Origin of the sequence: Bacillus alkalisoli, from assembly GCF_002797415.1 — a bacterium.
GTDB lineage: Bacteria > Bacillota > Bacilli > Bacillales > Bacillaceae_I > Bacillus_CD > Bacillus_CD alkalisoli.
On record NZ_KZ454944.1, the window covers coordinates 1599285 to 1624942 of the forward strand.

General features: G+C 37.7%; 31 protein-coding genes. 24 read left to right on the top strand and 7 right to left on the bottom strand.

Features of this window, described 5'->3' with window-relative positions; all coding sequences use genetic code 11:
* Window positions 1-161: 161 nt before the first annotated feature.
* The 3 genes from CDZ89_RS07795 to CDZ89_RS07800 all read right to left on the bottom strand — a co-directional run bounded on the left by CDZ89_RS07795 (window position 162) and on the right by CDZ89_RS07800 (window position 2460).
* Entirely contained in the window at window positions 162-1076 is a 915-nt protein-coding gene (locus CDZ89_RS07795; RefSeq protein ID WP_096153603.1) for an alpha/beta hydrolase, read from the bottom strand.
* 286 nt (window positions 1077-1362) lie between these two features.
* Complete coding sequence (locus CDZ89_RS20280; RefSeq protein WP_264755085.1) at window positions 1363-1494, bottom strand: hypothetical protein; 132 nt, start codon at window positions 1492-1494, stop codon at window positions 1363-1365.
* Window positions 1495-1548: 54 nt separating this feature from the next.
* Window positions 1549-2460, bottom strand: coding sequence for a hydroxymethylglutaryl-CoA lyase (locus CDZ89_RS07800; protein WP_176483702.1), 912 nt, complete (start codon window positions 2458-2460; stop codon window positions 1549-1551).
* Window positions 2461-2599: 139 nt separating this feature from the next.
* On the opposite strand from CDZ89_RS07800, the gene CDZ89_RS07805 reads away from it, so the two are divergent.
* The 3 genes from CDZ89_RS07805 to CDZ89_RS07815 are packed head-to-tail and all read left to right on the top strand — an operon-like array spanning window position 2600 to window position 5183.
* Window positions 2600-3787, top strand: a complete 1188-nt coding sequence (locus CDZ89_RS07805) for an acetyl-CoA C-acetyltransferase (RefSeq protein ID WP_100333471.1) — start codon at window positions 2600-2602, stop codon at window positions 3785-3787.
* Window positions 3788-3807: 20 nt separating this feature from the next.
* Window positions 3808-4497 carry a CoA transferase subunit A gene (locus CDZ89_RS07810; protein WP_096153608.1) on the top strand — a complete coding sequence of 230 codons (690 nt, stop codon included), beginning with the start codon at window positions 3808-3810 and terminating at the stop codon, window positions 4495-4497.
* A 17-nt stretch (window positions 4498-4514) separates the two neighbouring features.
* Window positions 4515-5183 carry a CoA transferase subunit B gene (locus tag CDZ89_RS07815; RefSeq protein WP_096153610.1) on the top strand — a complete coding sequence of 223 codons (669 nt, stop codon included), beginning with the start codon at window positions 4515-4517 and terminating at the stop codon, window positions 5181-5183.
* Between the two features lie 74 nt (window positions 5184-5257).
* Here the strand turns inward: CDZ89_RS07815 and CDZ89_RS07820 are convergent, their stop codons facing one another.
* Window positions 5258-5719 (bottom strand): DUF4362 domain-containing protein, encoded by a 462-nt coding sequence (locus tag CDZ89_RS07820; RefSeq protein WP_096153612.1) that lies wholly within the window; start codon window positions 5717-5719, stop codon window positions 5258-5260.
* 200 nt (window positions 5720-5919) lie between these two features.
* On the opposite strand from CDZ89_RS07820, the gene CDZ89_RS07825 reads away from it, so the two are divergent.
* Window positions 5920-6183, top strand: coding sequence for a YqkE family protein (locus tag CDZ89_RS07825; RefSeq protein WP_096153614.1), 264 nt, complete (start codon window positions 5920-5922; stop codon window positions 6181-6183).
* Window positions 6184-6226: 43 nt separating this feature from the next.
* On the opposite strand, the gene CDZ89_RS07830 is transcribed toward CDZ89_RS07825, so the two are convergent.
* Both CDZ89_RS07830 and mciZ read right to left on the bottom strand, forming a co-directional pair.
* Entirely contained in the window at window positions 6227-7141 is a 915-nt protein-coding gene (locus CDZ89_RS07830; protein ID WP_227521464.1) for an aldo/keto reductase, read from the bottom strand.
* Between the two features lie 103 nt (window positions 7142-7244).
* Window positions 7245-7376 (bottom strand): Z-ring formation inhibitor MciZ, encoded by a 132-nt coding sequence (mciZ, locus tag CDZ89_RS07835; RefSeq protein WP_096153618.1) that lies wholly within the window; start codon window positions 7374-7376, stop codon window positions 7245-7247.
* Window positions 7377-7449: 73 nt separating this feature from the next.
* Here mciZ and CDZ89_RS07840 point away from each other — a divergent pair, with 73 nt between their 5' ends.
* A complete protein-coding gene (locus CDZ89_RS07840; protein WP_100333473.1) occupies window positions 7450-8001 on the top strand; it encodes an NUDIX hydrolase in 552 nt (183 codons plus the stop codon).
* An 11-nt stretch (window positions 8002-8012) separates the two neighbouring features.
* Entirely contained in the window at window positions 8013-9182 is a 1170-nt protein-coding gene (locus CDZ89_RS07845; protein ID WP_100334277.1) for an endonuclease Q family protein, read from the top strand.
* 288 nt (window positions 9183-9470) lie between these two features.
* Here the strand turns inward: CDZ89_RS07845 and CDZ89_RS07850 are convergent, their stop codons facing one another.
* Complete coding sequence (locus CDZ89_RS07850) at window positions 9471-10034, bottom strand: GNAT family N-acetyltransferase (RefSeq protein WP_100333474.1); 564 nt, start codon at window positions 10032-10034, stop codon at window positions 9471-9473.
* Window positions 10035-10331: 297 nt separating this feature from the next.
* On the opposite strand from CDZ89_RS07850, the gene spoIIM reads away from it, so the two are divergent.
* The 18 genes from spoIIM (at window position 10332) to CDZ89_RS07945 (ending at window position 25526) form a co-directional block, all read left to right on the top strand.
* The gene (gene spoIIM / locus CDZ89_RS07860; protein WP_100333476.1) at window positions 10332-10973 is read left to right on the top strand and encodes a stage II sporulation protein M; all 642 of its coding nucleotides are present in this window, start codon (window positions 10332-10334) and stop codon (window positions 10971-10973) included.
* Window positions 10974-11086: 113 nt separating this feature from the next.
* Window positions 11087-11551, top strand: a complete 465-nt coding sequence (fur, locus tag CDZ89_RS07865) for a ferric iron uptake transcriptional regulator (RefSeq protein ID WP_096153626.1) — start codon at window positions 11087-11089, stop codon at window positions 11549-11551.
* A 254-nt stretch (window positions 11552-11805) separates the two neighbouring features.
* The gene (locus CDZ89_RS07870; RefSeq protein ID WP_096153628.1) at window positions 11806-12033 is read left to right on the top strand and encodes a YqzK family protein; all 228 of its coding nucleotides are present in this window, start codon (window positions 11806-11808) and stop codon (window positions 12031-12033) included.
* Window positions 12034-12039: 6 nt separating this feature from the next.
* Window positions 12040-12930 carry a site-specific tyrosine recombinase XerD gene (gene xerD, locus CDZ89_RS07875; protein ID WP_096153630.1) on the top strand — a complete coding sequence of 297 codons (891 nt, stop codon included), beginning with the start codon at window positions 12040-12042 and terminating at the stop codon, window positions 12928-12930.
* Window positions 12931-13339: 409 nt separating this feature from the next.
* Window positions 13340-14524 carry a phosphopentomutase gene (deoB, locus tag CDZ89_RS07880; RefSeq protein ID WP_100333477.1) on the top strand — a complete coding sequence of 395 codons (1185 nt, stop codon included), beginning with the start codon at window positions 13340-13342 and terminating at the stop codon, window positions 14522-14524.
* 14 nt (window positions 14525-14538) lie between these two features.
* Window positions 14539-15339 (top strand): purine-nucleoside phosphorylase, encoded by an 801-nt coding sequence (locus CDZ89_RS07885; protein WP_096153633.1) that lies wholly within the window; start codon window positions 14539-14541, stop codon window positions 15337-15339.
* A gap of 229 nt (window positions 15340-15568) precedes the next feature.
* Entirely contained in the window at window positions 15569-16873 is a 1305-nt protein-coding gene (locus CDZ89_RS07890) for a pyrimidine-nucleoside phosphorylase (protein ID WP_141395195.1), read from the top strand.
* Between the two features lie 201 nt (window positions 16874-17074).
* Window positions 17075-18241 (top strand): D-alanyl-D-alanine carboxypeptidase family protein, encoded by a 1167-nt coding sequence (locus tag CDZ89_RS07895; protein ID WP_096153637.1) that lies wholly within the window; start codon window positions 17075-17077, stop codon window positions 18239-18241.
* 134 nt (window positions 18242-18375) lie between these two features.
* Complete coding sequence (spoIIAA, locus tag CDZ89_RS07900) at window positions 18376-18726, top strand: anti-sigma F factor antagonist (protein ID WP_096153638.1); 351 nt, start codon at window positions 18376-18378, stop codon at window positions 18724-18726.
* Window positions 18726-19166 carry an anti-sigma F factor gene (gene spoIIAB / locus CDZ89_RS07905; protein WP_096153640.1) on the top strand — a complete coding sequence of 147 codons (441 nt, stop codon included), beginning with the start codon at window positions 18726-18728 and terminating at the stop codon, window positions 19164-19166. The genes spoIIAA and spoIIAB overlap by 1 nt, the downstream gene beginning before the upstream one ends.
* 13 nt (window positions 19167-19179) lie before the next feature.
* On the top strand, window positions 19180-19938 hold the full coding sequence (sigF, locus tag CDZ89_RS07910; protein WP_096153641.1) for an RNA polymerase sporulation sigma factor SigF: 759 nt from the start codon (window positions 19180-19182) through the stop codon (window positions 19936-19938).
* Between the two features lie 663 nt (window positions 19939-20601).
* The gene (locus CDZ89_RS07915; RefSeq protein WP_096153643.1) at window positions 20602-21222 is read left to right on the top strand and encodes a stage V sporulation protein AA; all 621 of its coding nucleotides are present in this window, start codon (window positions 20602-20604) and stop codon (window positions 21220-21222) included.
* Window positions 21212-21634, top strand: a complete 423-nt coding sequence (locus tag CDZ89_RS07920) for a stage V sporulation protein AB (protein ID WP_096153645.1) — start codon at window positions 21212-21214, stop codon at window positions 21632-21634. The genes CDZ89_RS07915 and CDZ89_RS07920 overlap by 11 nt, the downstream gene beginning before the upstream one ends.
* 15 nt (window positions 21635-21649) lie before the next feature.
* Window positions 21650-22105 (top strand): stage V sporulation protein AC, encoded by a 456-nt coding sequence (gene spoVAC / locus CDZ89_RS07925; RefSeq protein ID WP_096153646.1) that lies wholly within the window; start codon window positions 21650-21652, stop codon window positions 22103-22105.
* A gap of 17 nt (window positions 22106-22122) precedes the next feature.
* Window positions 22123-23136 (top strand): stage V sporulation protein AD, encoded by a 1014-nt coding sequence (gene spoVAD / locus CDZ89_RS07930; RefSeq protein WP_096153648.1) that lies wholly within the window; start codon window positions 22123-22125, stop codon window positions 23134-23136.
* Entirely contained in the window at window positions 23137-23487 is a 351-nt protein-coding gene (gene spoVAE, locus CDZ89_RS07935) for a stage V sporulation protein AE (protein WP_096153650.1), read from the top strand.
* 7 nt (window positions 23488-23494) lie between these two features.
* On the top strand, window positions 23495-24109 hold the full coding sequence (locus tag CDZ89_RS07940; RefSeq protein WP_096153651.1) for a stage V sporulation protein SpoVABEA: 615 nt from the start codon (window positions 23495-23497) through the stop codon (window positions 24107-24109).
* Entirely contained in the window at window positions 24054-25526 is a 1473-nt protein-coding gene (locus CDZ89_RS07945) for a spore germination protein (RefSeq protein WP_096153653.1), read from the top strand. Before CDZ89_RS07940 ends, CDZ89_RS07945 begins: the two co-directional genes overlap by 56 nt.
* Window positions 25527-25658 lie beyond the last annotated feature (132 nt).

A 25658-nucleotide genomic window follows, 5' to 3' on the forward strand; every position in this document is an offset into this window, starting at 1 on the left:
TAGTATCTCTATTGGAGAGAAAAAAATGTGCAAGCTCTTCTATAAAATTTTGTTGTTTTGAATATGAATTTTGGCCGTTCCTTTCGCTCCAATCCACTCAAGATTAAAATTAAAAGCAAACAGCCAAGTACAAAAAAAGGATGCCTGACAGGGCACCCAAGTTAATGGAAGTTGTTTTCCTCTAAAAATTCCTCAATCGTTTTTTCGTATTCTTCCCGATTTTCCGAATAGCTCATCGCATGAAGCCCATTTTTAGCTAGGTATAACTTTTTAGCTCCTTTCTTCTTTTCGAAAAGTTGTTGTGTCATCAAAACCGGAATATAATCATCTGTCTCACTATGAATAAACAAAATCGGATTGTTTATATTTTCAATAACGGAAATAGGAGAAACGTCTTTTAACGAATATTTGTCCCTTAATCTTAAGAAAGAAGTAGCAATTGGCATGACTAACGGTTTCGGAACTTTAAATTCAACTTGGAGTCTGTATGCAAGTTGCTCTTCTAGGTCTGAAAAAGGACAATCGGCGATGTAAAAGTCAGCTCCATCTTCTAAATCGCCTGCATAAAGTAGTAATGTTGCCGCACCCATCGATTCTCCGTGAATTCCAATGATACTGTCTGGACCAGCGATTTCTTTCACTCTATTCACAACTGCTTTTAGGTCATGCTTTTCATAAAAGCCATAACTCGTCGTCTTACCACCACTTTTTCCGTGTCTACGGTGGTCATAAATAATGGCATTCCATCCACGTTTTAGGAAAATGTTCATGTACTTTATCGAATTTAATGTATTTTGGGTAACTCCGTGGCAAAAAATCATATATTTCTTTGATCCTTCCACTGGTATGAGCTCTCCATAAATGTCATAACCGAATGGAGAAGGGATGGTGAGAGGTTTTTTCGGAAGTTTCGCATACTCTTGTTCATTGTAATGCCCAAGCGTTGTTTCCCTCTCAATGATTTCTTCATTCGTCTTCCGTTTAATGTACATTACTTTGTTCGTGAAAAAGAGGCCAATAATTAAGATGTAGGAAATGATAGTCCCTAAAATAATGAAAAGTCGCTTAAGTTTCATTTAGATTCACTCCAGCTATTTTTATCTATATTTTACCATTGTTTTATACAGTTTAAAGAGGGGCATTGAAATTGTTTTATTTACTGAATGTTGTCCAGTGGGATTAATCTGGAATCATAGATTAGATGAGGACCACTTTAGCAATAGAAAGATGAAGATGGTCCTCATAGACAAATTAGGAACTATATTAGCTTTTTGTAAAAGAAAATCACTGACCACATAGACAACAAATATAACGCACGACAAAAAATATAAAAAACCACAGAAAAATCTGTGGCCTAATTGATTACTGCTCTGAATTTTGTCGTTTCGTCGGGTGTGAAGCACGTTCAACCTCTTCTGCCGAAACAACTTGTTTCACCGTTTCTGAATTTGGTTGTCCTTTTTGCCCTTTAGTAGCTCGATGTTTTGCCGCCATTTCAATCAACTCCCTTTCACATACTACAGTTAATGTGACAAGAGAGACTAACTTTTATGCATTTTGCGCAGCATTTAACTCGGCAAGCTTATAATACTTACTTTCATATTTCTTACTCAAATGAGGTTCCAAACTCTCCAAAGCTGCTACTACATCATCTAAACTAACGCCTGTTTCAATCCCTAAAGCACTTAGCATATACACAACATCCTCTGTCGCGACATTCCCAGAAGCACCTGGCGCAAATGGACAGCCGCCTAGCCCTCCAGCTGATGTGTCAAAACGATCCACTCCAGCTTGAAGTGCAGCAAATACATTGGCAACCCCCATTCCACGAGTATCATGAAAATGTGCGGTTACCATGACGGAACTTAATTCCTTCTTTAAGATAGAAAAAAGCTCGAACACTTCTTTCGGATTAGCCATTCCAATCGTATCAGCCACACTTAGCTCATCCACACCAATTGCCTCAAACCGTTTACATAATGCAACTACATCATCTACGTTCATTTTCCCCTCATATGGACAGTAAAAAGCAGTCGAAATACATGCACGCACAAAATAACCTTTTGCTTTTAACTCTTCAATATGTGGAGTTAACTCTAATAAGCTTTCCTCCGTCGTTTTATTAATATTTTTTTTATTAAAAGAGTCACTCACTCCGACAAAAACAGCTGCGTTTTTACAATCTGTTTCATACAATTTTTCAATTCCCTTTTTATTGGGAACAAGCACAAAATCGCGTACAGTCCCTCCAAGTGTAGCGGAAATGACAGAATTTGCATCGGCCATTTGTGGCACCCATTTTGGTGAAACGAAAGAAGTTAGCTCCATTTCACGTAACCCAGCAGATTTTAAACCTTGAATGAAGTTAATTTTCACTTCAGTTTCAATAAAATCTTTTATATTTTGCAATCCATCACGTGGGCCGACTTCAATAATCGTTACTTCTTTAGGCAAGTTCATAAAAATTCCCCCAGCATATCATTTTCTTTTATTCTAGTAATACATGTATAATAATTGCAAGAATAATAGAAACTTTTTAAATAAAAAAGGAATTTCGACAAGAATAAAGAAATATTTTAAGGGAAGGGAGATGGATTCATTGTCAACAAAAGATGTAGTTATTGTAAGCGCTGTCAGAACAGCAATAGGAAGTTTTGGGGGTTCACTAAAAGATGTATCAGCCCCAGAACTCGGAGCAACGGTTATTAAAGAAGCATTAAATCGAGCTGGGGTAAGCCCAGATATGGTAGACGAAGTTATTATGGGGAATGTATTACAAGCTGGTCTAGGGCAAAACCCTGCACGCCAAGCGGCGATAAAAGCTGGTTTACCTCAAGAAGTTAGCTCTATGACAATAAATAAAGTATGTGGATCTGGTTTAAAAGCAGTTCATCTTGCAACACAAGCTATAATAGCAGGAGATGCTGATATTGTAGTTGCTGGTGGAATGGAAAACATGTCTCAAGCTCCTTACTTACTAAAAGGCGCTCGTGATGGATATAAAATGGGCGATCAAAAAATGGTCGATAGCATGGTTAGTGACGGATTGTGGTGTGCATTCAATGATTACCACATGGGACAAACGGCAGAAAACTTATGTGAAAATTATCAATTAACGAGAGAAGAGCAAGATGAATTTGCAGCATGGAGCCAACAAAAAGCAGAAAAGGCCATTCAAGACGGCAAATTCCAAGATGAGATTGTGCCAGTAAGCATTAAAAAGAAAAAAGAAATCATTTCATTTGATCAAGATGAATATCCTAGAAGTGGCACGACAGCAGAAAAATTAGGTGGATTACGTCCAGCCTTTAAACGTGACGGTTCCGTTACAGCTGGAAACGCTTCTGGTATTAACGACGGAGCAGCAGCTGTTGTTGTTATGAGCAGAAAGAAAGCAGAAGAACTTGGTATTACACCACTTGTAACAGTAGTTGCTAATGCAAGCGCAGGAGTAGACCCAAGTATCATGGGGATAGGACCAGTATCCGCTGTGCAAAAAGCTTTAAAGAAAGCAAATACAACACTTGACAATATTGGTTTGGTAGAAGCAAATGAAGCATTTGCTGCTCAAGCACTAGCAGTTGGAAGAGAACTTTCATTTGATAAAGAATTGTTAAATGTAAACGGTGGTGCCATCGCTCTAGGTCACCCAATCGGTGCAAGTGGAACTAGAATATTAGTAACACTTATTCACGAAATGAAGCGTAGAGAAGTAAATCAAGGTCTTGCAACACTTTGTATCGGTGGCGGACAAGGTGTCGCTACTATAATTGAAAACATTAGGTAATAGAGAAAGGGGACTACAGGATGAAGCCAGTTTATTCTTCTTTTGTAGAAGCGGTAAAAGATATTCAAGATGGTGCAACCATTATGGTAGGTGGATTCGGCCTATGTGGTATTCCAGAAAACTTGATCTTAGCTCTTGTTGAAACAGAAGTAAAAGATTTAACGGTTATCTCAAACAACTGCGGTGTGGACGAGTGGGGACTAGGGTTACTGCTGAAAAATAGACAAATCAAGAAAATGATCGGTTCATATGTTGGAGAAAACAAAGAGTTTGAGCGTCAAGTTTTATCAGGTGAACTCGAAGTAGAATTAACACCACAAGGAACACTTGCTGAAAAAATCCGTGCTGGTGGTGCAGGCATTCCTGCTTTCTATACACCTGCTGGAGTAGGAACTCCAATTGCAGAAGGGAAAGAAATTCGCACTTTCAACGGAAAAGAGTATGTACTAGAAGAAGCTTATACGGCTGATTTCAGTTTAGTTCGTGCTACAAAAGCGGACAAAATGGGGAACTTAGTGTACAACAAAACAGCTCGAAACTTTAACCCGATGATTGCTGCTGCTGGTAAAGTGACGATTGCCGAAGTAGAAGAATTAGTAGAAATCGGTGACATCGATCCGAACGAAGTACAAACTCCGAGTATTTATGTGCAACGATTAATCGTAGGAGCACAAGAGAAGAAGATTGAAAGATTAACAGTAAGAGACTAAGCGAGGAGGAGAACACATTGGCAAACGAAAAATTTCTTACTCGTGAAAAAATAGCGAGACGTGCTGAAAAAGAAATCGAAAGTGGTTTTTACGTAAACCTTGGAATCGGAATGCCTACACTTGTGGCAAACTACATATCCGACAATAAACAAGTTGTATTGCAATCGGAAAATGGACTTCTTGGAATCGGACCTTATCCAAGTAAAAACGATGTGGATCCTGACTTAATAAACGCTGGAAAAGAAACAGTAACTGCTATACCAGGTGCTGCTTATTTTGACAGTGCAGAATCATTTGCCATGATTCGCGGCGGACATGTTAACATAGCAATCCTTGGTGGAATGGAAGTAAGTGAGAGCGGTGATCTAGCAAACTGGATGATCCCAGGGAAGATGATTAAAGGTATGGGCGGTGCCATGGACCTTGTTCACGGTGCAAATAGAATCATCGTCATTATGGATCATGTGAACAAAGACGGAGAAGCGAAAATCTTAAAAGAGTGCACGCTTCCGTTAACAGGAAAAGGTGTTGTCGACCGCATCATTACTGACCGCGCCGTAATAGACATCACTCCTGATGGACTAAAGCTTGTAGAAGTAGCAAAAGGTTATACTGTTGAAGACATCATCAACTCAACCGAACCTACTTTAATTGTTGGTGAGGATGTAGCATTAGAAGCATATTAATAACAAAGAATTAACACTATATTTAGCAATAAAAAAGGCATTGTTACAATAACAATGCCTTTTTACTAGATTTTTTACTTCCAAATTACCAAAATGCTATTATCTCTATTGGTTTGGTCGCAACCTGTTAAATCGTAATCAGTTCTTCTTTCACCATCTTTAATCTCGATTGATTTGCAAGTTGCTGTGTTTATGCTACCAGAGCCAAAAGTATCTCTTCTTGTATCTGTCGTTGAAAGGATTATTTCACCATCATGCTCAAGGTCATGCAACATTGGGTCTCCTTCTTCTGTATACCTTACAACTCTAACTTTATCTTTCACACCTAGGTTCACGTTTTCTAGAAATGTTAAGAACTTATCTATGTTTGTAATGTCTCCATGCATATCTACTATATCCTCTGACGATTGAACATATTTAGGGATATTGTCTTGTCTTGTGTTGTTAGATGGTTCATTGCTTTGAATTATCTCATTTGATTGGCATCCTGAAAGAATAAATAGTAATGTTCCGATAAAAACAAAAATCTTTTTCATACTTTCCCTCCTAAAATAGCTACCTTTAATAAATTATATCATTTAATACGAAATCCTAATTAGAATAACCTGACATTTGAGTAGGTGTTGCAATCGCATCTTTTGTCTTATAAGGATTACAAAGACAGTGGTGTTTAAAAAGGAAAAATGATTAATAAACATGTTATAATATACAAAACAACTTACAGGAGTTATGCAAAATGAGCAAAAAACGTAAACAACAAAAGCATCAAGAAAATTTTACGAAATCCAAAAAAGAAGAAACACCAACTCTAAAAGATCAGCTACAAGACGATGTATTCTCTAAACTAAAATCAATGAAACAAAACCTACAAGACAAAGAAACTGCCAAACAAGAAGAGGAAGCCGCAAGAAAGAGAGAAGAAGCAAAACGGAAAGAGAAGAATAAATCTTTTGAAGATTTATTAAATGACAGTAACTTGAACTGGAAAGAATATAAATAAATAGAAAACCGCATCTGCCATTTAAAAGGCGATGCGGTTTTTCTTAATCTCGATGAGAACTATAAACGTTTTCTTTTGAGTTTGATTGTATCCACAAGTACTCTTCATCAGTTAGTGGACCGGCTAGAACTTGTTCCACATTTTCAAGTAGTTGGTTCATAGAACTAGCACCTGGAATAACTGCTGCAACTGCAGGGTGATGCAAACTATAGCGTAACGAAACATTGTTTAATGACTTATTTTCAAAATGACTTTTTAACTTTGGTAAGAAGGTAGTTAAATCATCGGTAGTGTAATCTAAGTATGTAGATCCATTTATCTTTTCAGTGAATTTATCTGTTAATAAACCTTTTGCTAGCGGTCCTCGTGCAATAACGCTAATATGATGATCATATAATAAGTCTAAGATTTGTTCCTCAGGTCTTCGGTCTAATATGCTATATTGCATCATAACAGATACGATATTCGATTTTTGCACATACTCCTTTATAACGTTTGGACGGATAGAAGAAATACCATAATATCTAATTACTCCTTCATCCACTAGCTCATCAAATGCTTCAATAGTCTCTTCCAAGTTGTCTTCCAATGTTCCACCGTGAAGTTGATATAAATCAATATAATCTGTTTGCATACGGTGTAAACTTTTCTTCACTGCAGATTTTATATAAGATTTAGAAGGATCCCAATCCCATCCAGACTTACCTTCTTCAAAACGGTTTCCAACTTTTGTAGCTAGAATAACATTGTCACGGTTTTCTCTAATGGCATTTCCAACGATAGCCTCATTTAAACCAAAATCATATAAGTCGGCGGTGTCCAAATAGTTTATTCCTATGTCTATTGCTTTCTTAACGATGTCAACTGCTTTCTTTTCATCCGTTCCGAGTGACATACAGCCTAGTCCGATTTCGCTAACAAATAAACTAGATTGTCCGATACGATTTTTTCTTAACAAAAAAATCCCCTCCTTGCTTGTTATTTTACATAACGCAGGTGAAAGGGACAAATTATAATACTTAAATTGAACTCGATTATTAGTGATACAAGATCGAATGTACTCATTTACTTTCTTTGAGCGAAATCCATTCTTGAACGGTATCATACATCTTGCAATATTCCTTTAACTTCTCCCTTATTTCCCATGCTTTTCCTACAAGCACAACACCATTTTCTCGCACCAATACCTTCATTTTTCATTCCTCCAACACTTGTATGGTAGAATGTATGTTGGATAAACTTGTCATAGAACGAGGAGTGGTAATGATGGATCATTTAAAAGAGACAACGATAAAAACCGAAAAACTATTTACTGGTCGAGTGATTGATTTATATTTAGAGGAAGTAAAATTACCAAATGGAAAAACGAGCACGAGAGAAATTGTTAAACACCCAGGTGCGGTAGCAATTATTGCGGTTACGGAAGAAAGGAAATTAGTACTAGTTAGACAATATCGAAAAGCGATGGAAAAGGCTCTAGTCGAGATTCCTGCAGGTAAGCTCGAAAAAGGCGAAAGCCCAGAGGTAACAGCATTAAGAGAACTTCAAGAAGAAACTGGCTACACTTGTGAATCTTTAACAAAGGTAATCAGCTTTTATACATCACCAGGTTTTGCTGACGAGTTAGTACACTTATTCATTGCAAATGGTTTGAAAAAAGACACAGAAGTACATTCGTTAGATGAAGATGAGTTTGTGGATGTATTAGAAGTGACATTAGAAGAAGCGATACAGTTAATAGAAAAGGAAGAAATTCATGATGCGAAAACGGCGTTTGCTGTTCAATTTTTACAATTACAAAAAGTGAACGGAAAGTAATGCAAGACAAGTTGCATCGTTACTTTGTTGACCTACATATTCACTTAGGATCTACAAATACAGGCAAGCCAGTAAAAATAACCGCATCGAAAAACTTAACGCTTGAAAACGTAATAATAGAGGCTAGAGACAGAAAAGGTATGAACATGATTGGAGTGATTGATTGTCACGTTCCCGAAGTATTGCTTCAGCTTCGCAGGTGGCAAAAAGAAGGGAATTTAATAGAGGGTGAAGAAGGTGGACTGAACTTTCAAGAGCTTACCCTTATTTTAGGTTCAGAACTTGAAATCTACGATGAAAATTGTTCAGGGCCAATTCATGTTCTCATATACATCCCTACGATTGAAGGGATGTGGCAATTTTCTAATTGGCTAAGCGAACGGTTAAAAAATATCACGCTTTCCTCGCAAAGAGTATACGAAAATGCACAAGTGATTCAAGAAAAAGTGAAAGAGTTAAAAGGCTTATTTATCCCAGCGCACATTTTTACTCCTTTTAAAAGTATGTTCGGTCGAGGTGTAAGAAAAGAAATAACAGAGGTATTTAATCCAGAGTTAATAGACGGTGTAGAGCTAGGGTTAAGTTCTAATACAGAGATGGCATCTTCCATAAGCCAATTAAATGGCTACACATTTTTAACGAACTCTGATGCCCATTCTTTACAGAAAATTGGTCGCGAGTATCAAGTGATGCAAATGGCTAGTCCTTCTTTTGAAGAGCTAAGAAAAATTTTACATAACATGGATGGAAGAAAAGTGTTAACTAATTATGGGCTAAACCCCTACTTGGGAAAATATTATAAAACAGCATGTGAAAAATGCTTTTCACATAAGGAAAATGGTGTGATACAATGTGCTAATTGTGGTCATGAACGTTTCGTCAAAGGTGTTAGCTCAAGAATTGACGAACTTTCTGATCAACCCACTAAACTTGAAAATCGTCCACCATATATTCATCAAGTACCACTTGATTTTATTCCAGGTGTAGGTCCAAGAACTCTTTTAAAGTTACGGGAAACATTTCATACAGAAATGAACGTTTTGCATTACACAACAAAGGATCAATTGAGTGAGGTTGTTGGTGAAAAAATAGCCAATTTAATTGATGGTGCTAGAAAAGGAACTTTACAGTATCATGCAGGTGGCGCAGGGAAGTTCGGAAAAGTTTCTCCAGATAAATAAGAAGAGGCTGGAACAAAACTATTTTGAATGAAGAAAAATCCGAATGATTATCCAAAAAAAAGGATTACGTTCGGATTTTTAACTTTTCTAGCTGATGATTGGAGTGCAAGCCGTAGACTCCTGCGGGAAAGCGTGTTAAGTGAGACCCCACAGGCGCTTGCGCCGAGGAGGCTCACGAGACCGCCCGCGGAAAGCGAAGGCTTGCACTCCAATCTTCTGCGGCTTAGAAGTCTTATTTTAATTATTCGGTTTTAAAGATAAGAAATTAGATTTGTCCCAGCCACTTTATTATTCTCTTATTTTTGAATAAATACAAGCATTTCTCAATGTTTTTCCATCCACTGCTAAACTTTCATTACGTAAAATCCCTTCTAATTCAAATCCAACTGTTTCTGCAACTTTTCTACTTTTTACATTAAGTTCATCACATCGTATTTCTACACGATTTGCTTCAAAATGTGTAAAAGCAAAATCCGTTAATGCTTGAACCGCTTCTCGCATGTAACCTTTTCCGCTATAACGAGAGTCTATCCAATAGCCTATTTCTACTTTTTTTGTCTTCCAGTCTAAACGGTGAAAACCTGTTGATCCGATGAAATAACCTTCTTCTTTATGGAAAATATGTAGCCTTAAATCTTTTCGTAGTAAAAATGCTGCATGCGCCTCGCGAATATTTGCTTCCATATCTTCCAAGGAAGAAAGCTCTTGCGCGAAAGGCATCCACGGTTGTAACTCTTTTAATGAATGTTTAACCGCATCGTGTACAAATGGGCCATCCCCAGGAAGAGGGATGCGAATAAACAACCGATCTGACGAAAACTCATGAGGAAAATCTAATAATACTGGATTCATCTATTTCCCTACTTTCAATTTTTTCATCTTATTAGAAAATTGTTGAGGTTTGAATATTAATAAGCTGTTGATTTCCGCGCAAACCGCAGACTCCTGCGGGAGAAGCGGGGAGCGGGAGACCCCGCAGGCGCGAAAGCGGAAGTTTGTGCGGAAATCAACAGCGGTGTTACAAAAAGACAATTTTCAACAGTATAGCACAGACAACAATCTAGTAAAATATGAAATTTCCAATTAATGTTGGAATATTTATAGGACGACTTCATACAATCTAGTAAGAGCTTAATAGGAGGAAATAGAATGAAGAAACAGACCAAGTTTTCGTCGATACTAGGACATGTTAGAGACAATTCCTCATTATACCTATTTGTCGTTGTGTTATTTTTCATGGGAGTCATTTTCGGCGCAATCGTCGTCAATAGTATGAACTTTTCGCAAAAGCAAGATTTGCTCGTGTATCTCAATCGCTTTTTTGGACAAGTATCCGAAGGTCAATTAGCAGATTCAAGAGAAATCTTTTTCCAAAGTTTCTTCAAACATATGAGATATGCCCTCGTAATGTGGGTGCTTGGCATCTCGATAATAGGTTTGCCCGTTATACTAATCTTGCTTTTCTTAAAGGGTGTAGTAGTGGGCTTTACTGTAGGGTTTATTGTAAGTCAATTAAGTTGGAAAGGATTTTTACTGGCGTTTGGCACCATTTTGCCTCAAAACCTAGTGGCAATTCCGGCATACATTGTTATTGGGGCTCTTTCAGTAGCATTCTCGATGAAAATGATTCGTCAGTTGTTTGTAAAAAAAATAACCGAGCCATTTTTTCAATCGTTCCTGCGCTACTCTATCATAATGGTCATTATCGTAGTAGTGTTAGGTGTAGCGTCGTTCGTCGAAGCATATTTCTCTCCTTTATTAATGAAATCAATAGTAAGTATATTAGATTAATTTTTATTAAATAATAATTATTTATACTTAATAAGAATGATTATATTTTTCTTTGACAGTTTCTTTTCTGTTCGCTAAAATATAGAAGATAGCGTTAGGGAGGGAACACATAGATGGAAAATAGAATTGATCGTATTAAAAAACACTTACACTCCGCAAGTTACAAATTAACTCCTCAGCGGGAAGCGACTGTTAGAGTACTACTAGAGCACGAAGAGGACCATTTAAGCGCGGAAGATGTATACCTCCTAGTTAAAGAAAAGTCCCCAGAAATTGGACTTGCTACTGTATATCGAACGCTAGAATTATTAACCGAACTAAAAATTGTTGATAAAATAAATTTCGGTGACGGCGTGTCCCGATATGACCTTCGTCAAGAAGGAGCTAAACACTTCCACCACCATCTAGTTTGTATTGAATGTGGTGCGGTGGACGAAATTCAAGACGACCTATTAGAAGATGTCGAAGCAATTGTGGAACGTGACTGGAACTTCAAAATTAAAGACCACCGCCTAACTTTCCACGGCGTATGTCACCGTTGCCAAGACGAAACAACTGAAGAAGAAACGAATGAATAACCTTTCCTAACTTCTATATTAGGGAAGGTTTTATTTTTTTGAGAGAGGTGATTTGTCTGTCGTGTGACCTAGATTGAGAATTGGCCCGATGTGAGAGCGAACTGGCCCGATCATATGGAAAATTGCCCTGATTAGTAAATGCTAGACCCAAAAATATTACTTTAACTCGCGAAAAATCTCCACATCCATGTATAAAACCACTCCAATTTGTCATACCTTTCTAATAGACATGCTTTAATCTATGGAGGTATACGATGAAATCTATGTTTGAATCCGTTTATAATACAATAAAAGTGTTTATTTTGTTTACAGGATGTACGATTCTTTTTTATTATGGTATTGTATGGCTAAACCAAGAATATGAGAATTACCACAGATACGATGTTCCAGAAGGAGCAGCCGTAAAAGTAACAAAAATGGTGGAGGAGAAGGACGACAGCTGGGTACAGCGTCTATTGTTTTTTTACCACTACGGGGAGTAGAAGTTCATGAAGGACCACTTACAAGATTTTTTGCACTTTTTATTAGTAGAAAAAGGGCTAGCGGATAATACAATTATTTCATACGAACGAGATTTAAAAAGCTATCTACAATATATAGAAAAAGTAGAAGGGATCACTTCTATTAACAACGCTAAACGAAACGAAATTTTACAGTTTCTTAAACATTGTCATGAAAAAGGAAAGTCTTCGAAGACGATTGCTAGGCATATTGCCTCCATCCGATCTTTTCATCAATTTTTATTAAGAGATAAAGTAACCGATCACGATCCAACTGTACATATTGATACGCCTCAACCAGAAGTGAAACTTCCTAAAGTTTTATCAATCGAAGAGGTACAAGCATTGCTTGAAGCACCGAAAACAAACACACCTATAGGTATACGAGATAAGGCGATGCTCGAACTTTTATATGCAACAGGAATTCGTGTGTCAGAGCTAACATCCCTTAAATTGAGCGATGCACATATTTCGATGGGATTTATCCGATGTATTGGAAAAGGGAATAAAGAACGTATCATACCTATTGGAAAACTAGCTCAAGACGCTATCGAGAAATATATTAATGAAAGTCGTCCAGCATTCAATAAGAAACAACAATCAGACGCACTTTTTTTAAACTATCAAGGAAATGCGTTATCTCGCCAAGGATTTTGGAAAATTCTTAAAACCTTAACAAAAGAAGCAGGCATTCAAAAAGATTTAACACCGCATACATTACGGCATTCTTTTGCCACTCATTTGCTAGAAAATGGGGCAGACTTGCGTGCTGTTCAAGAAATGCTTGGACATGCTGATATATCCACTACACAAATCTACACACATGTAACAAAAGGTAGATTAAAAGACGTCTATAGTCAATTTCACCCACGTGCTTAATTTTTCTGATAGAATAAGAGAGGTAAAGTTTACCTCTTATTCTACTTAATTTTTTGTAAAACAATTGAAAAATTGAAAGCGCTTGTATATAATTTAAGATGTCTGACTTCTGACAACTTATTTTTTGGTTATGTTATCCGAAAAAGGGGAAAATATTGTTCGTAAAAAGCTATACTAATAAATGGATAAATTAAAATATTAGGCTGTACTTAAACATAGTGTTATTTTTTGTAAAACTAGCTGTTGATTGTAGTGCATATCGTAGACTCCTGCGGGAATAGCGGGTAACGGGAGACCCCGCAGGAGCGAAGGCGACGAGGAGGCTCCCGGCCCGCCCGCGGAAAGCGAAGATATGCGCGGAAATCAACAGCGGTGTTTAATAGAGCCTAAAACTTAAGGAGGTTTCACTTTGAGTTCTTATACATATAAACGTATTTTTTTAATTGTGATGGATTCAGTAGGTATTGGCGAGGCGCCAGATGCAAAAGAATTTGGGGATGCAGGTTCTGATACGATTGGAAACATTGCACTGCATATGAACGGACTTCACATGCCGAACATAGCACAACTGGGTTTAAGCAATATCCGTGAAATTAAAGGAATTGAAAAAGCCCAAAAGCCACTTGCATTCTATACAAAAATGGAAGAAGCATCAACAGGTAAAGACACAATGACTGGTCACTGGGAGTTAATGGGATTAAGAATTGATACGCCGTTCCGCGTTTTCCCTGAAGGTTTCCCAGATGAATTATTAAATGAACTGGAAGCTCGCACTGGTCGTAAAATCATCGGTAACAAGCCTGCTTCTGGAACAGAAATACTTGATGAACTTGGCAAAGAGCACATGGAAACAGGGGCCATAATCGTTTACACGTCCGCGGATTCTGTATTACAAATTGCAGCTCATGAAGACATTGTTTCGATTGAAGAACTTTATGATATTTGTAAAATTGCACGTGAACTAACACTAGATGAGAAATATATGGTTGGTAGAATTATTGCACGTCCTTTCTTAGGAACACCTGGTGATTTCAAACGCACATCGAACCGTCATGATTACGCACTAAAACCATTTGAAAGAACCGTTATGAATGAATTAAAAGATTCTGGCTTTGACGTCATTTCTATCGGAAAAATTGCCGACATTTATGATGGAGAAGGGGTTACTAACTCTCTTCGCACTGTTTCCAACATGGACGGCATGGATAAAATCGTTGATACGGTAGAAATGGACTTCACAGGTTTAAGTTTCTTAAACTTAGTAGATTTTGATGCTGTTTTCGGACACCGTCGTGATCCAGAAGGTTATGGTAAAGCGTTAGAAGAATTTGATGCCCGCCTACCGGAAGTTATTTCAAACTTAAAAGAAAACGACCTTTTAATTATTACAGCAGACCATGGTAACGATCCAACGTTCCCAGGCACAGACCATACGCGTGAATATGTACCGCTACTAGTTTACTCACCTTCTATGACAGAAGGAAAAGAATTAGAAATAAGAAAAACATTTGCAGATGTTGGAGCAACAGTGGCTGACAACTTTAATGTAAAAATGCCAAAGCACGGCGAAAGCTTTTTGCCAAATCTAAAATAGGAGGACAACTGTCCATGAATAATTCTGTTTCATTTATTAAAGAAAAATTAACAAATACACCGACAATCGGTTTAATTTTAGGCTCTGGCTTAGGAGTTTTAGCAGAAGAAATTCAATCACCAATCGTCATTCCATATAGCGAAATTCCTGATTTCCCAGTTTCAACAGTAGAAGGTCATGCTGGTCAACTTGTAATTGGTGAATTAGAAGGGAAAACAGTTATTGCCATGCAAGGTCGTTTCCACTTCTATGAAGGATACTCCATGGAAAAGGTAACATTCCCAGTTCGCGTAATGAAACTTTTAGGAGTAGAAACAGTTATTGTTACAAATGCTGCAGGTGGAGTAAATACTTCTTTTGAAGCTGGCGACTTAATGATTATTACAGATCATATTAATAACATGGGGACAAACCCATTAATCGGTCCTAACGATGCGCAGTTCGGTGCACGTTTCCCTGATATGTCCACTGCATATTGCAAAGACTTACAAAAATTAGCGAAAGCTACTGCTGAAAAATTAGGCATTAAAGTACAAGAGGGAGTATATGTTGGAAACACTGGACCAACATACGAAACACCTGCTGAAGTTCGCATGCTACGTACTTGGGGTGGAGATGCAGTTGGAATGTCAACAGTTCCAGAAGTAATCATTGCTCGTCATAGCGGTATGAAAGTTCTAGGTATTTCTTGTATTTCGAACATGGCTGCAGGTATTCTAGACCAACCATTAACACACGACGAAGTAATGGAAACAACAGAAATGGTTCGCGCAAACTTCCTTGGTCTAGTAAAAACTATTATCAAAGATATGTAATTTTTAATGAGCAATTAGTTAAGTCCGTTTCATAATGTATGACTACTATACGAAAAACGAATGATAGAAGCATATTTTGTATTAAGATACCTTAATTAACGTACATATTATTGTATATTATACTAAAATATTCGTTTTTCACTAAACGAACCGTAATTTTGAAATGGATTCAGTTGTATAAGCAAATTGCTCGAATTACTTAAATATAGAGAGAAAGCTGGTGTTCCGCATGAGAATGGTTGACTTAATCGAGAAAAAACGTGACGGAAAAGAACTATCTACAGAAGAAATTAACTTTATTATAAACGGTTTTACAGACGGCTCTATCCCGGATTATCAAATGAGTGCTTTAAACATGGCAATCTTTTTTAAAGGCATGACAGACCAAGAGCGTGCAGACTTAACAATGGCTATGGTTAACTCGGGTGACACGATAGACTTATCGGCAATAGAAGGAATTAAAGTAGACAAACATAGTACTGGCGGAGTTGGCGATACAACTACTTTAGTATTAGCACCACTTGTAGCAGCGTTAGGTGTCCCTGTTGCAAAAATGTCTGGCCGTGGTTTAGGTCACACAGGTGGAACAATTGACAAACTAGAAGCGGTTCCAGGTTTCCACGTGGAAATTGACAACCAACAATTCATCGACTTAGTAAATAAAAATAAAGTAGCTGTAATCGGTCAAAGTGGAAATTTAACTCCTGCTGATAAAAAGTTATATGCACTACGTGACGTTACAGCAACAGTAAACAGCATCCCTCTAATCGCAAGTTCTATTATGAGTAAAAAAATCGCAGCGGGCGCAGATGCAATTGTACTAGATGTTAAAACGGGTGCTGGCGCATTCATGAAAGATTTAGATGAAGCGAAAAAATTAGCCAAAGCAATGGTAGACATCGGTAACAACGTAGGGCGTCGCACAATGGCTGTTATTTCTGACATGAGCCAGCCACTTGGATATGCAATAGGTAATGCTTTAGAAATTAAAGAAGCGATCGATACGTTACGCGGAGAAGGTCCAGAAGACTTACATGAACTTTGCCTAACTCTAGGAAGCTACATGGTATACTTAGCGGAAAAAGCGGACTCATTAGAAGATGCACGTACAAAACTAGAAGAAGTTATTAATAATGGGAAAGCACTTGAAGTGTTAAAGACGTTCTTAGAGGCACAAGGTGGAGATCCATCTGTTGTCGATAATCCATCTAACCTTCCACAAGCTAAATATGTAGTAGAACTAGAAGCATTAGAAGAAGGAACGGTATCTGAAATCGTTGCAGACTCGCTTGGCACAGCAGCGATGTTATTAGGAGCAGGTCGCGCAACAAAAGATTCTGTGATTGACCTTGCAGTAGGTATCGTTTTACGTAAGAAAATCGGTGACAAAGTAGCAAAAGGTGAATCTTTAGCTACCATTCATAGTAACCAAGAGAATGTCGAGGAAGTAAAACAAAAACTATACAACAGTATGAAAATTACAAATGGTAATGTTACAGTTCCACCACTTGTGTATGATACAATTTCGGAATAATAGAGATAATCGACTCGTTAAAACACCGTATCTTTTGTAGATGCGGTGTTTTAATTTCTATCACCTAAATCCCCCCAGTTCACTAACCTCATTTTAAAAAAATGCAATATAAAAATATCCATTATTTACTCACTTCTTTGTATATTTTGAATAATATTGGAAAAAATGTTAACTATGGACAAAGATTGGAGGTATTGGATAATGAAAAAATTCGTAATCGCTATTGTTTCATTCGTTTTTGCTTTATCTGCATACACAAATGTGACGTTTGCACAGGAACAAACAGTAGAATTAGCTAGCAATGCCAGGTCTGCTATTTTAATTGAAAGAGATACTGGACAAGTTTTATATGAGAAAAACGGGAATGAAAAGCTTCCACCCGCTAGTATGACAAAAATTATGACAATGCTTTTAATTATGGAAGCAATCGATAAAGGTGAACTAACGTGGGATGAGAAAATTCGTACGAGTGAACATGCTGCTTCTATGGGAGGTTCGCAAATCTTCTTAGAGGCTGGAGAAGAAATGACAACAGATGAAATGCTTCGCGGTATTGCAATAGCGTCTGGTAACGATGCATCGGTTGCAATGGCGGAACGTCTTGCGGGTTCTGAAGAAGCATTCGTGCAAATGATGAATAACCGTTCAGAGGAGCTAGGACTTAAAAATACAAAGTTCCAAAATCCTACTGGATTACCAGCTAAAGAACATTACAGTACTGCCAACGATATGGCACTCATCGCAAAAGAACTATTAAAGTTTGACGATGCAATTACGAAATATACAGGGCAGTACGAAGACTACCTTCGTGAAGATACGGATAAGAAATTTTGGTTAGTTAATACAAATCGCCTTGTGAAATTCTATCCAGGAGTAGACGGGGTGAAAACAGGTTTTACACAAGAAGCGAAATATTGTTTAACCGCTACAGCTAAAAAAGATGATATGCGTGTTATTGCTGTTGTTTTTGGAGCTCCAACTCCAAAAGACAGAAATGCACAAATTACAAAAATGTTAGACTACGCTTTTAGTCAATATAAAACACACCCAATGTTCGAGAGAAATCAAACTGTTGCGAAAGTAAAAGTAAGCAAAGGTGCGGAAAAAGAAATTGATGCTGTTACTTCAGAGCCGATTTCTGTTCTGACAAAAAAAGGTGAGAATATTGATGATGTAGTTCAAGAAGTGAAATTAAATACAAGCTTAAAGGCACCTGTAAAAAAAGGTGATGTGGTTGGCACCATCATGTTGAAAAAAGGGGACAAAGTATTATCTGAAAGTAACTTAGTTGCTGGCGCTGATGATCCTGAAGCATCTTGGTGGAAATTATTAAAGCGTACAATGGGTACATTTACCAAAGCATCTTAATAATTATTCCTATTTTTTATGACGAAACTGTAAAACGTTTAGCGAATTTACACTAGTTTTGTCATCGTAGAAGGAATCGGACAACCCTATATAGAAATGACTCACTGACACTGAACTACAAGGAGGAGCGTACAGTGAGTCTTTCTATTGATTTTGAAATTAAGAAAAATGTGTTACTCATTCGTCTGGCAGGTGAGCTTGATCATCATACAGCTGAGGCGTTGCGCGCGGAAGCTTCTGCCATAATTGAGGAACATTCGATTACACACATTTTATTAAACTTGGAAGAACTGTCCTTTATGGATAGCTCTGGCCTTGGTGTGATTTTAGGTAGATATAAACAAGTGAAAAATGTTGGTGGAGAAATGGTAATCTGCTCGATTTCACCTGCAGTAAAACGTTTATTTGACATGTCAGGTTTGTTTAAAATTATGCGTTTAGAAGAAAGTGAACAGCATGCACTGAGTAGATTGGGGGTGGCGTAATGAAGAACGAGATGCACCTTCAATTTTCTGCCCTTAGTCAAAATGAGTCATTTGCCCGCGTGACAGTTGCAGCATTTATTACGCAACTCGACCCGACGATGGATGAATTAACAGAAATCAAAACAGTTGTTTCAGAAGCAGTAACAAACTCTATCATTCACGGATACGAAAGTGATCCGAATGGAATTGTTTATATTTCAGTAGAGTTAGAGGATAGCGCGGTTCATATTACAATTAAAGACCGTGGGATTGGTATTAGTGATGTAGAAGAAGCACGTCAGCCATTATATACAACAAAGCCAGAGCTTGAGCGTTCAGGTATGGGCTTTACCATTATGGAGAATTTTATGGATTTTGTAGAGATTCATTCAGCACGAGACACAGGCACCACAATCCGCATGACAAAATACTTAGCCAAGAGCCAAGCGCTTTGTAATTAAGGAGTTATCGCCTATGGATGTGGAGGTCAAAAAAGAGCAACCTATCACGTATTTAAAGGACCATGAAGTAAAAGAATTAATTAAAAAAAGCCAAGATGGGGACCAAGATGCAAGAGATCTAATTGTTTCAAAAAATATTAGACTCGTATGGTCAGTCGTTCAACGTTTTCTTAATCGCGGCTATGAACCAGACGACCTTTTCCAAATTGGGTGTATCGGCTTGTTAAAGTCTGTGGATAAATTTGATTTATCTTATGACGTAAAATTTTCAACGTACGCTGTACCAATGATCATTGGTGAAATACAGCGATTTATCCGCGATGACGGAAGTGTGAAGGTTAGTCGTTCCTTAAAGGAGATGGCTAATAAGATTCGTAAGGCGAAGGATGAACTGTCTAAAAGACACGGTCGTGTCCCAACAGTGAACGAGATTTCGGCGTTTTTAGAAATTACTCCAGAGGAAGTAATCCTTGCCCAAGAAGCAGCTCGTGCTCCAAGTTCTATACATGAAACGGTATATGAAAACGATGGAGATCCTATTACTTTATTAGATCAAATTGCCGACCAATCGGAAGGAAAATGGTTTGATAAAATTGCTCTACGCGAGGCAATCGAAGAACTAGATGAACGAGAAAAGCTCATTGTGTATTTAAGGTATTATAAAGACCAAACGCAAACCGAAGTAGCAGAGCGGCTTGGTATATCTCAAGTACAAGTTTCCAGGTTAGAGAAGAAAATTTTAATTCAGATGAAAGACCGCATGGACGAATGACGTCTAAGCGGTTTTTTTATTGTCTGAGAGGGGATTGAAACACAAACTGAGTAGAATGAAACACAACTCGTCCAGATTGAAACACAAGCTCCGTAAATTGAAACACAAGTAAGTAGTAGATCGGTGAATTAGGCGGATTGAAACACAAACTGAGTAGATTGAAACACAACTCGCCCAGATTGAAACACAAGCTCTGTAAATTGAAACACAAGTAAGTAGTAGATAGATGGTAAAGGTGGATTGAAACACAAACTAAGTAGATTGAAACACAACTTGTCCAGATTGAAACACAAGCTCTGTAATTTAAAACACAAGTAAGTAGTAGATCGGTGAATTAGATGGATTGAAACACAAACTGAGTAGAATGAAACACAACTCGTCCAGATTGAAACACAAGCTCCGTAAATTGAAACACAAGTAAGTAGTAGATCGGTGAATTAGGCGGATTGAAACACAAACTGAGTAGATTGAAACACAACTCGTTCAGAATGAAACAAAAACCCATTTCATCCGTTATTCTCGTCTCAAATCAATTTTCCGGCCAGATAATCCTCCCTATCTAACATTCATTGGTAATTCTTCCCTCTAAAATTTCCTTTGCATGGTAAATTGGCCAATCATACATACTACAAATACAGAAATCTTTGTCAGGATGTGTTTGTGATGGAAAGGACCGTTTATATTCGAATGCGGCATAAAGTTCAAGCGCGACCAAACCAAGCTATTAAATTGAAAGATATTGCTCAAATCGTCGCAAGCCAAGAGGATATAAAACTCATTGGAGAAATCACATTGCATCACGTTAATATGAGTGACAATTCCATTGTAGTACTCGATGTTATGAAAGTGATGAAACAAATTGTAAGCGTAGATCCAGATTTAGAAGTACAAACAGTGGGTCCTGCACAAACGATTGTCGAGATAATTTACAAACAGAAAAAGTTTCGCCCTGCTTTTTTCGTTGGCGTTTGGCTATTATTATTTTTCGGTGCTGCACTTGCCATTATGAATTTTCACGAAGATGTAAGTATGAGAGTGGTGCATCAGAAGTTATTCCAAACGATTACTGGTGTAGAAGACGACAAACCGTTACTGCTGCAAATTCCTTATTCGTTAGGATTAGGTATTGGGATGATATTGTTCTTCAATCATGTGTTTCGCAAACGAATTAATGAGGAACCTAGCCCGTTAGAGGTAGAGATGTTTAACTATCAGCAAGACTTAGACAATTATGTTGTGATGCATGAGAACAAGGAAAGTATGAAAAAAATGCATGACAATTAGTGTGTTGTTTACCGTATTTCTTGGCCTAGCTGGTGGAATAGCAGTAGGGGCAGGATTTGTTGCATTTTTAACGGTATTAGGTGTTATTCCTCGATTAACGCAACTTTCAAAAACAAATAAATATATACACGCTTATGAATGGGGAGTTATTGGTGGTGCATTGTTTGGGAGTTGGATTAGCTTACATGATGTGAAGCTTAATCTTCCTTCATTGGTAACGATACCTATTGGTCTTATTTGTGGAATCTTTGTCGGTCTACTCGCAGCTGCCTTAACAGAAGTGCTAAATGTTCTACCAATAATGGCCAAACGTATAGGTGTGGAAAGTAAAATTGTAATTCTCTTAATGGCAATCGTATTTGGTAAAGTATTAGGTTCACTATTTCATTGGGTTGTATACGTAGATTTGTAAAAGGAGGAACATCCAATGCCAGATAAATTAAAGGACAGTTATTCTACGAATATAAAAAAATTTCAGCCAAAGCCACCTTATGTGATAAATTGCGTTAAAGCTTTTTTAATAGGTGGAGCTATTTGTTTATTAGGTCAAGGTATACAAAATTTCTATATGAATGTATTTCACTTTTCGGAAAAAGATGCAGGAAATCCAACAGTAGCAACACTTATTTTGATTGCTGCACTATTAACAGGGCTCGGTGTTTATGATAAGCTAGGTCAATTTGCGGGAGCAGGATCAGCAGTACCTGTTACAGGCTTTGCGAACTCGATGGCAAGTGCTGCATTAGAACATAAAAGTGAAGGATTAGTGCTAGGTATTGCAACGAACATGTTCAAACTGGCTGGGAACGTTATAGTATTTGGAGTAGTTGCAGCCTACGTGGTTGGCATCATTCGATATGTTTTTAATATGACATTTATGTAGGACAGGAGATGTAGAGCGTGAGACTTGTAGGCAAACAAACGTGGGTATTTCAGAATCCAATATACATTAATGCAACTGGTACAGCTGTTGGACCGAAAGAAGCGGCAGGACCTCTTGGAAAACTTTTTGATGAAACACATGATGAATTGCATTGTGGTGAAGACAATTGGGAAATGGCAGAAAGAAGGCTAATGGAGCAGTCTATTCATTCTTGTTTAACAAAAGTAAATTTAACAACAAAAGATGTTGATTTTTTCTTAGCTGGTGACCTGTTAAATCAAAACGTAACAGCAAACTATGTCGCTAGGCATAATCAAATCCCTTTTCTATGTATGTTTGGAGCTTGTTCTACTTCCATGGAAACATTAGCTGTTGCCTCCGCACTTGTGGATGGGGGATTTGCCAATCGAGTACTAGCCTCCACAAGTAGTCACAACGCTACGGCGGAAAGACAATTCCGATATCCAACAGAATATGGAGGACAAAAGCCAGACAGCGCTACATTTACCGTTTCTGGTGCAGGAACGGCTTTAGTAAGTAAGGAAAAAGGAAAAGTTCGAGTTACATCTGCAACTATTGGAAAAGTAAATGACTTAGGAATAACAGATCCTTTTGATATGGGTTCCGCGATGGCACCTGCAGCAGCGGATACAATACAAATACATTTTCAAGATTTAAACATTCAACCAGAAGAGTACGATTTAATTTTAACGGGAGATTTATCAGGTGTTGGCAGTCCAATTTTAAAAGAACTGCTAATGGAAGAAGGATATGATGTTGCCACTCGACATAACGATTGTGGACTTATGATATATAGACCTGATCAAGGGGTGTTCGCAGGTGGAAGTGGTTGTGGTTGCTCTGCCGTTGTGACGTACGCTCATATCATGAAAGAGTTAGAAGAGGGTTCCTTAAATAAAGTGTTCATTGTGGCAACTGGTGCACTATTAAACCCAACGATGATTCAACAAAAAGAATCGATCCCAACGATTGCACACGGTGTTGTGTTAGAAAGGGTGGGTGGAGAATAAATGGAATACTTTATTGCATTTGTCGTAGGAGGAGCAATATGTGTTGTAGGTCAACTACTTATGGATATTTTTAAACTTACACCAGCCCACGTTATGAGTAGTTTTGTAGTAGCTGGAGCCGTCCTAGATGGATTCGGAATATATGATAAATTTATTGAATTTGCTGGTGCCGGAGCGACTGTTCCAATTACAAGCTTTGGCCATTCTCTCTTACATGGGGCAATGGAACAAGCAGATAAACATGGATTTATTGGAATAGGGATGGGGATTTTTGAATTAACGTCTGCTGGTATTTCAGCGGCAATACTATTTGCTTTTATAGTAGCAGTAATTTTTAAACCGAAAGGATAATTACTACATGAATAAAAGACGGGTCATTTTAGTTACTGATGGAGATGAATACGCAAAAAAGACAATTCAATATGTAGCAAAGTTGTTCGGAGGACGTTGTATATCAAGCTCGTACGGCAACCCAACTACTTTGTCTGGTGAAGAAATTGTACAGCTTATTTGTAAAGCTCCGAATGACCCTGTGTTTGTCATGTTCGATGATAGTGGATTTTTAGGGGAAGGTGCGGGTGAGAGAGCTTTGAAAAAAGTTGCCCGTCATCCAAAAATAGAAGTACTTGGAATCATAGCCGTAGCCTCTAAAACTCATATGTCTGAGTGGACAAGAGTTGATATAACGGTAGATCGTGACTTGAATGTTACGAATTATGGTGTGGATAAAAGTGGCATACAGGAGTTTGATATGGGAAGGATAAATGGGGATACAGTGTATGTGCTAGATGAACTAGCTGTACCAATTATTGTAGGTATTGGAGATATCGGAAAAATGGCTCGAAAAGACGATGTGAATAATGGAGCACCTGTGACACGCAAAGCAGTTGAAATCATATTAGAAAGGAATGGATATGATGTCTCACAATGGATTGGAAAAAATTCCGATATCACCGAAATTGTCGACGAATGAGAATTTTTTCAAAGATGAAGTAGGTCTTGATGTCAGTTTTGACTTAGGTGTCCGAAAAATAACTGTTCTAGGCAAAGAAATAAACATTTATTATGTAAATGGTCTTTGTGACACAATGTTTATTATTGAAATTATGGAACAGTTAGTTCATATCAATGATATAGAGAGAAAGTCGTATAAAGTTAGAGAAATCATTCATAACAGACTCGTTCACCAGCAAGTAGAAGAAATACAAAACTTAGATGAAGCGGTAGACCAAGTTTTAAGTGGCTTGATTGTTATTTTAATAGAAGGAGAATCGTCAGGATTTGTTGTAGATACTCGTGCATATCCTGGTAGAGGACCGGAAGAACCAGATACAGAAAAAGTTGTACGCGGTTCACGTGACGGTTATGTAGAAAATATCATTGTGAATACAGCTTTAACCCGTCGTAGAATTCGTGATGAAAGGCTACGTCATGAAATATTTCAAATTGGAGAACGTTCCAAAACAGATGTTTGTATTGCTTACATAAAAGATATTGCGGATGATGACTTAGTTGATATCGTACGAAAAGAAATGAAGGCAATTAAAATTGATGGCATTCCAATGGCAGACAAAACGGTAGAAGAATTCATTGTGAAGCAAGGGTATAATCCTTACCCTCTAGTGCGATATACAGAAAGACCTGATATTGCCGCAATGCATTTATTAGAAGGACATGTTATCGTTTTTATCGATAATTCACCGAGTGTTATTATTACGCCAACTACGTTCTTTCACCACGTGCAACACGTGGAAGAGTTTAGACAATCACCAACGGTTGGTACCTTTGTGCGTTGGATTCGATTCGTCGGTATCATGGCTTCTATCTTTTTGTTGCCACTATGGTTTTTGTTCGTTCTTGAACCATCGTTATTACCAGAAGCACTTGCTTTTATAGGACCGAACGAGGAAACGAACATTCCGATAATTGCTCAAATATTTTTAGCGGATATTGGGATAGAGTTTCTAAGGCTAGCAGCCATTCATACCCCAACTGCACTTTCGACCGCAATGGGTCTAATTGCAGCTGTATTAATTGGCCAAATTGCTATTGATGTTGGATTGTTTGTACCGGAAGTAATTTTGTATGTAGCGTTAGCTGGTGTCGGATCTTTCACAACGCCTAGTTATGAATTGAGTGTGGCAAATAAAATAGCAAGACTTATTTTGTTATTGGTAGTTGCAATGTTCCATACAGTTGGATTTGTTGTAGGTATTACAGGGTTTATTCTACTATTAGCAAGCATTAAATCGTTAAATACACCATATCTATGGCCGTTCCTACCATTTAGACCAAAAGCATTGATGCAAATTTTAGTCAGAAGAGCAGTACCAGGGTCAAAAATACGTCCGAGCATCGTCCACCCAAAAGATCGATTCAGACAGCCTTGATGAATGAGCAAGCTATTTTTTAATAGTTTGTTTAACAGAGCGCTAAAAATAAAAAATACCAACGAGAATCACGTCGAATTTCCTTGATACAAAAAGATGTTTATGATAAATTTAGTTTAATTAACTAAAGAA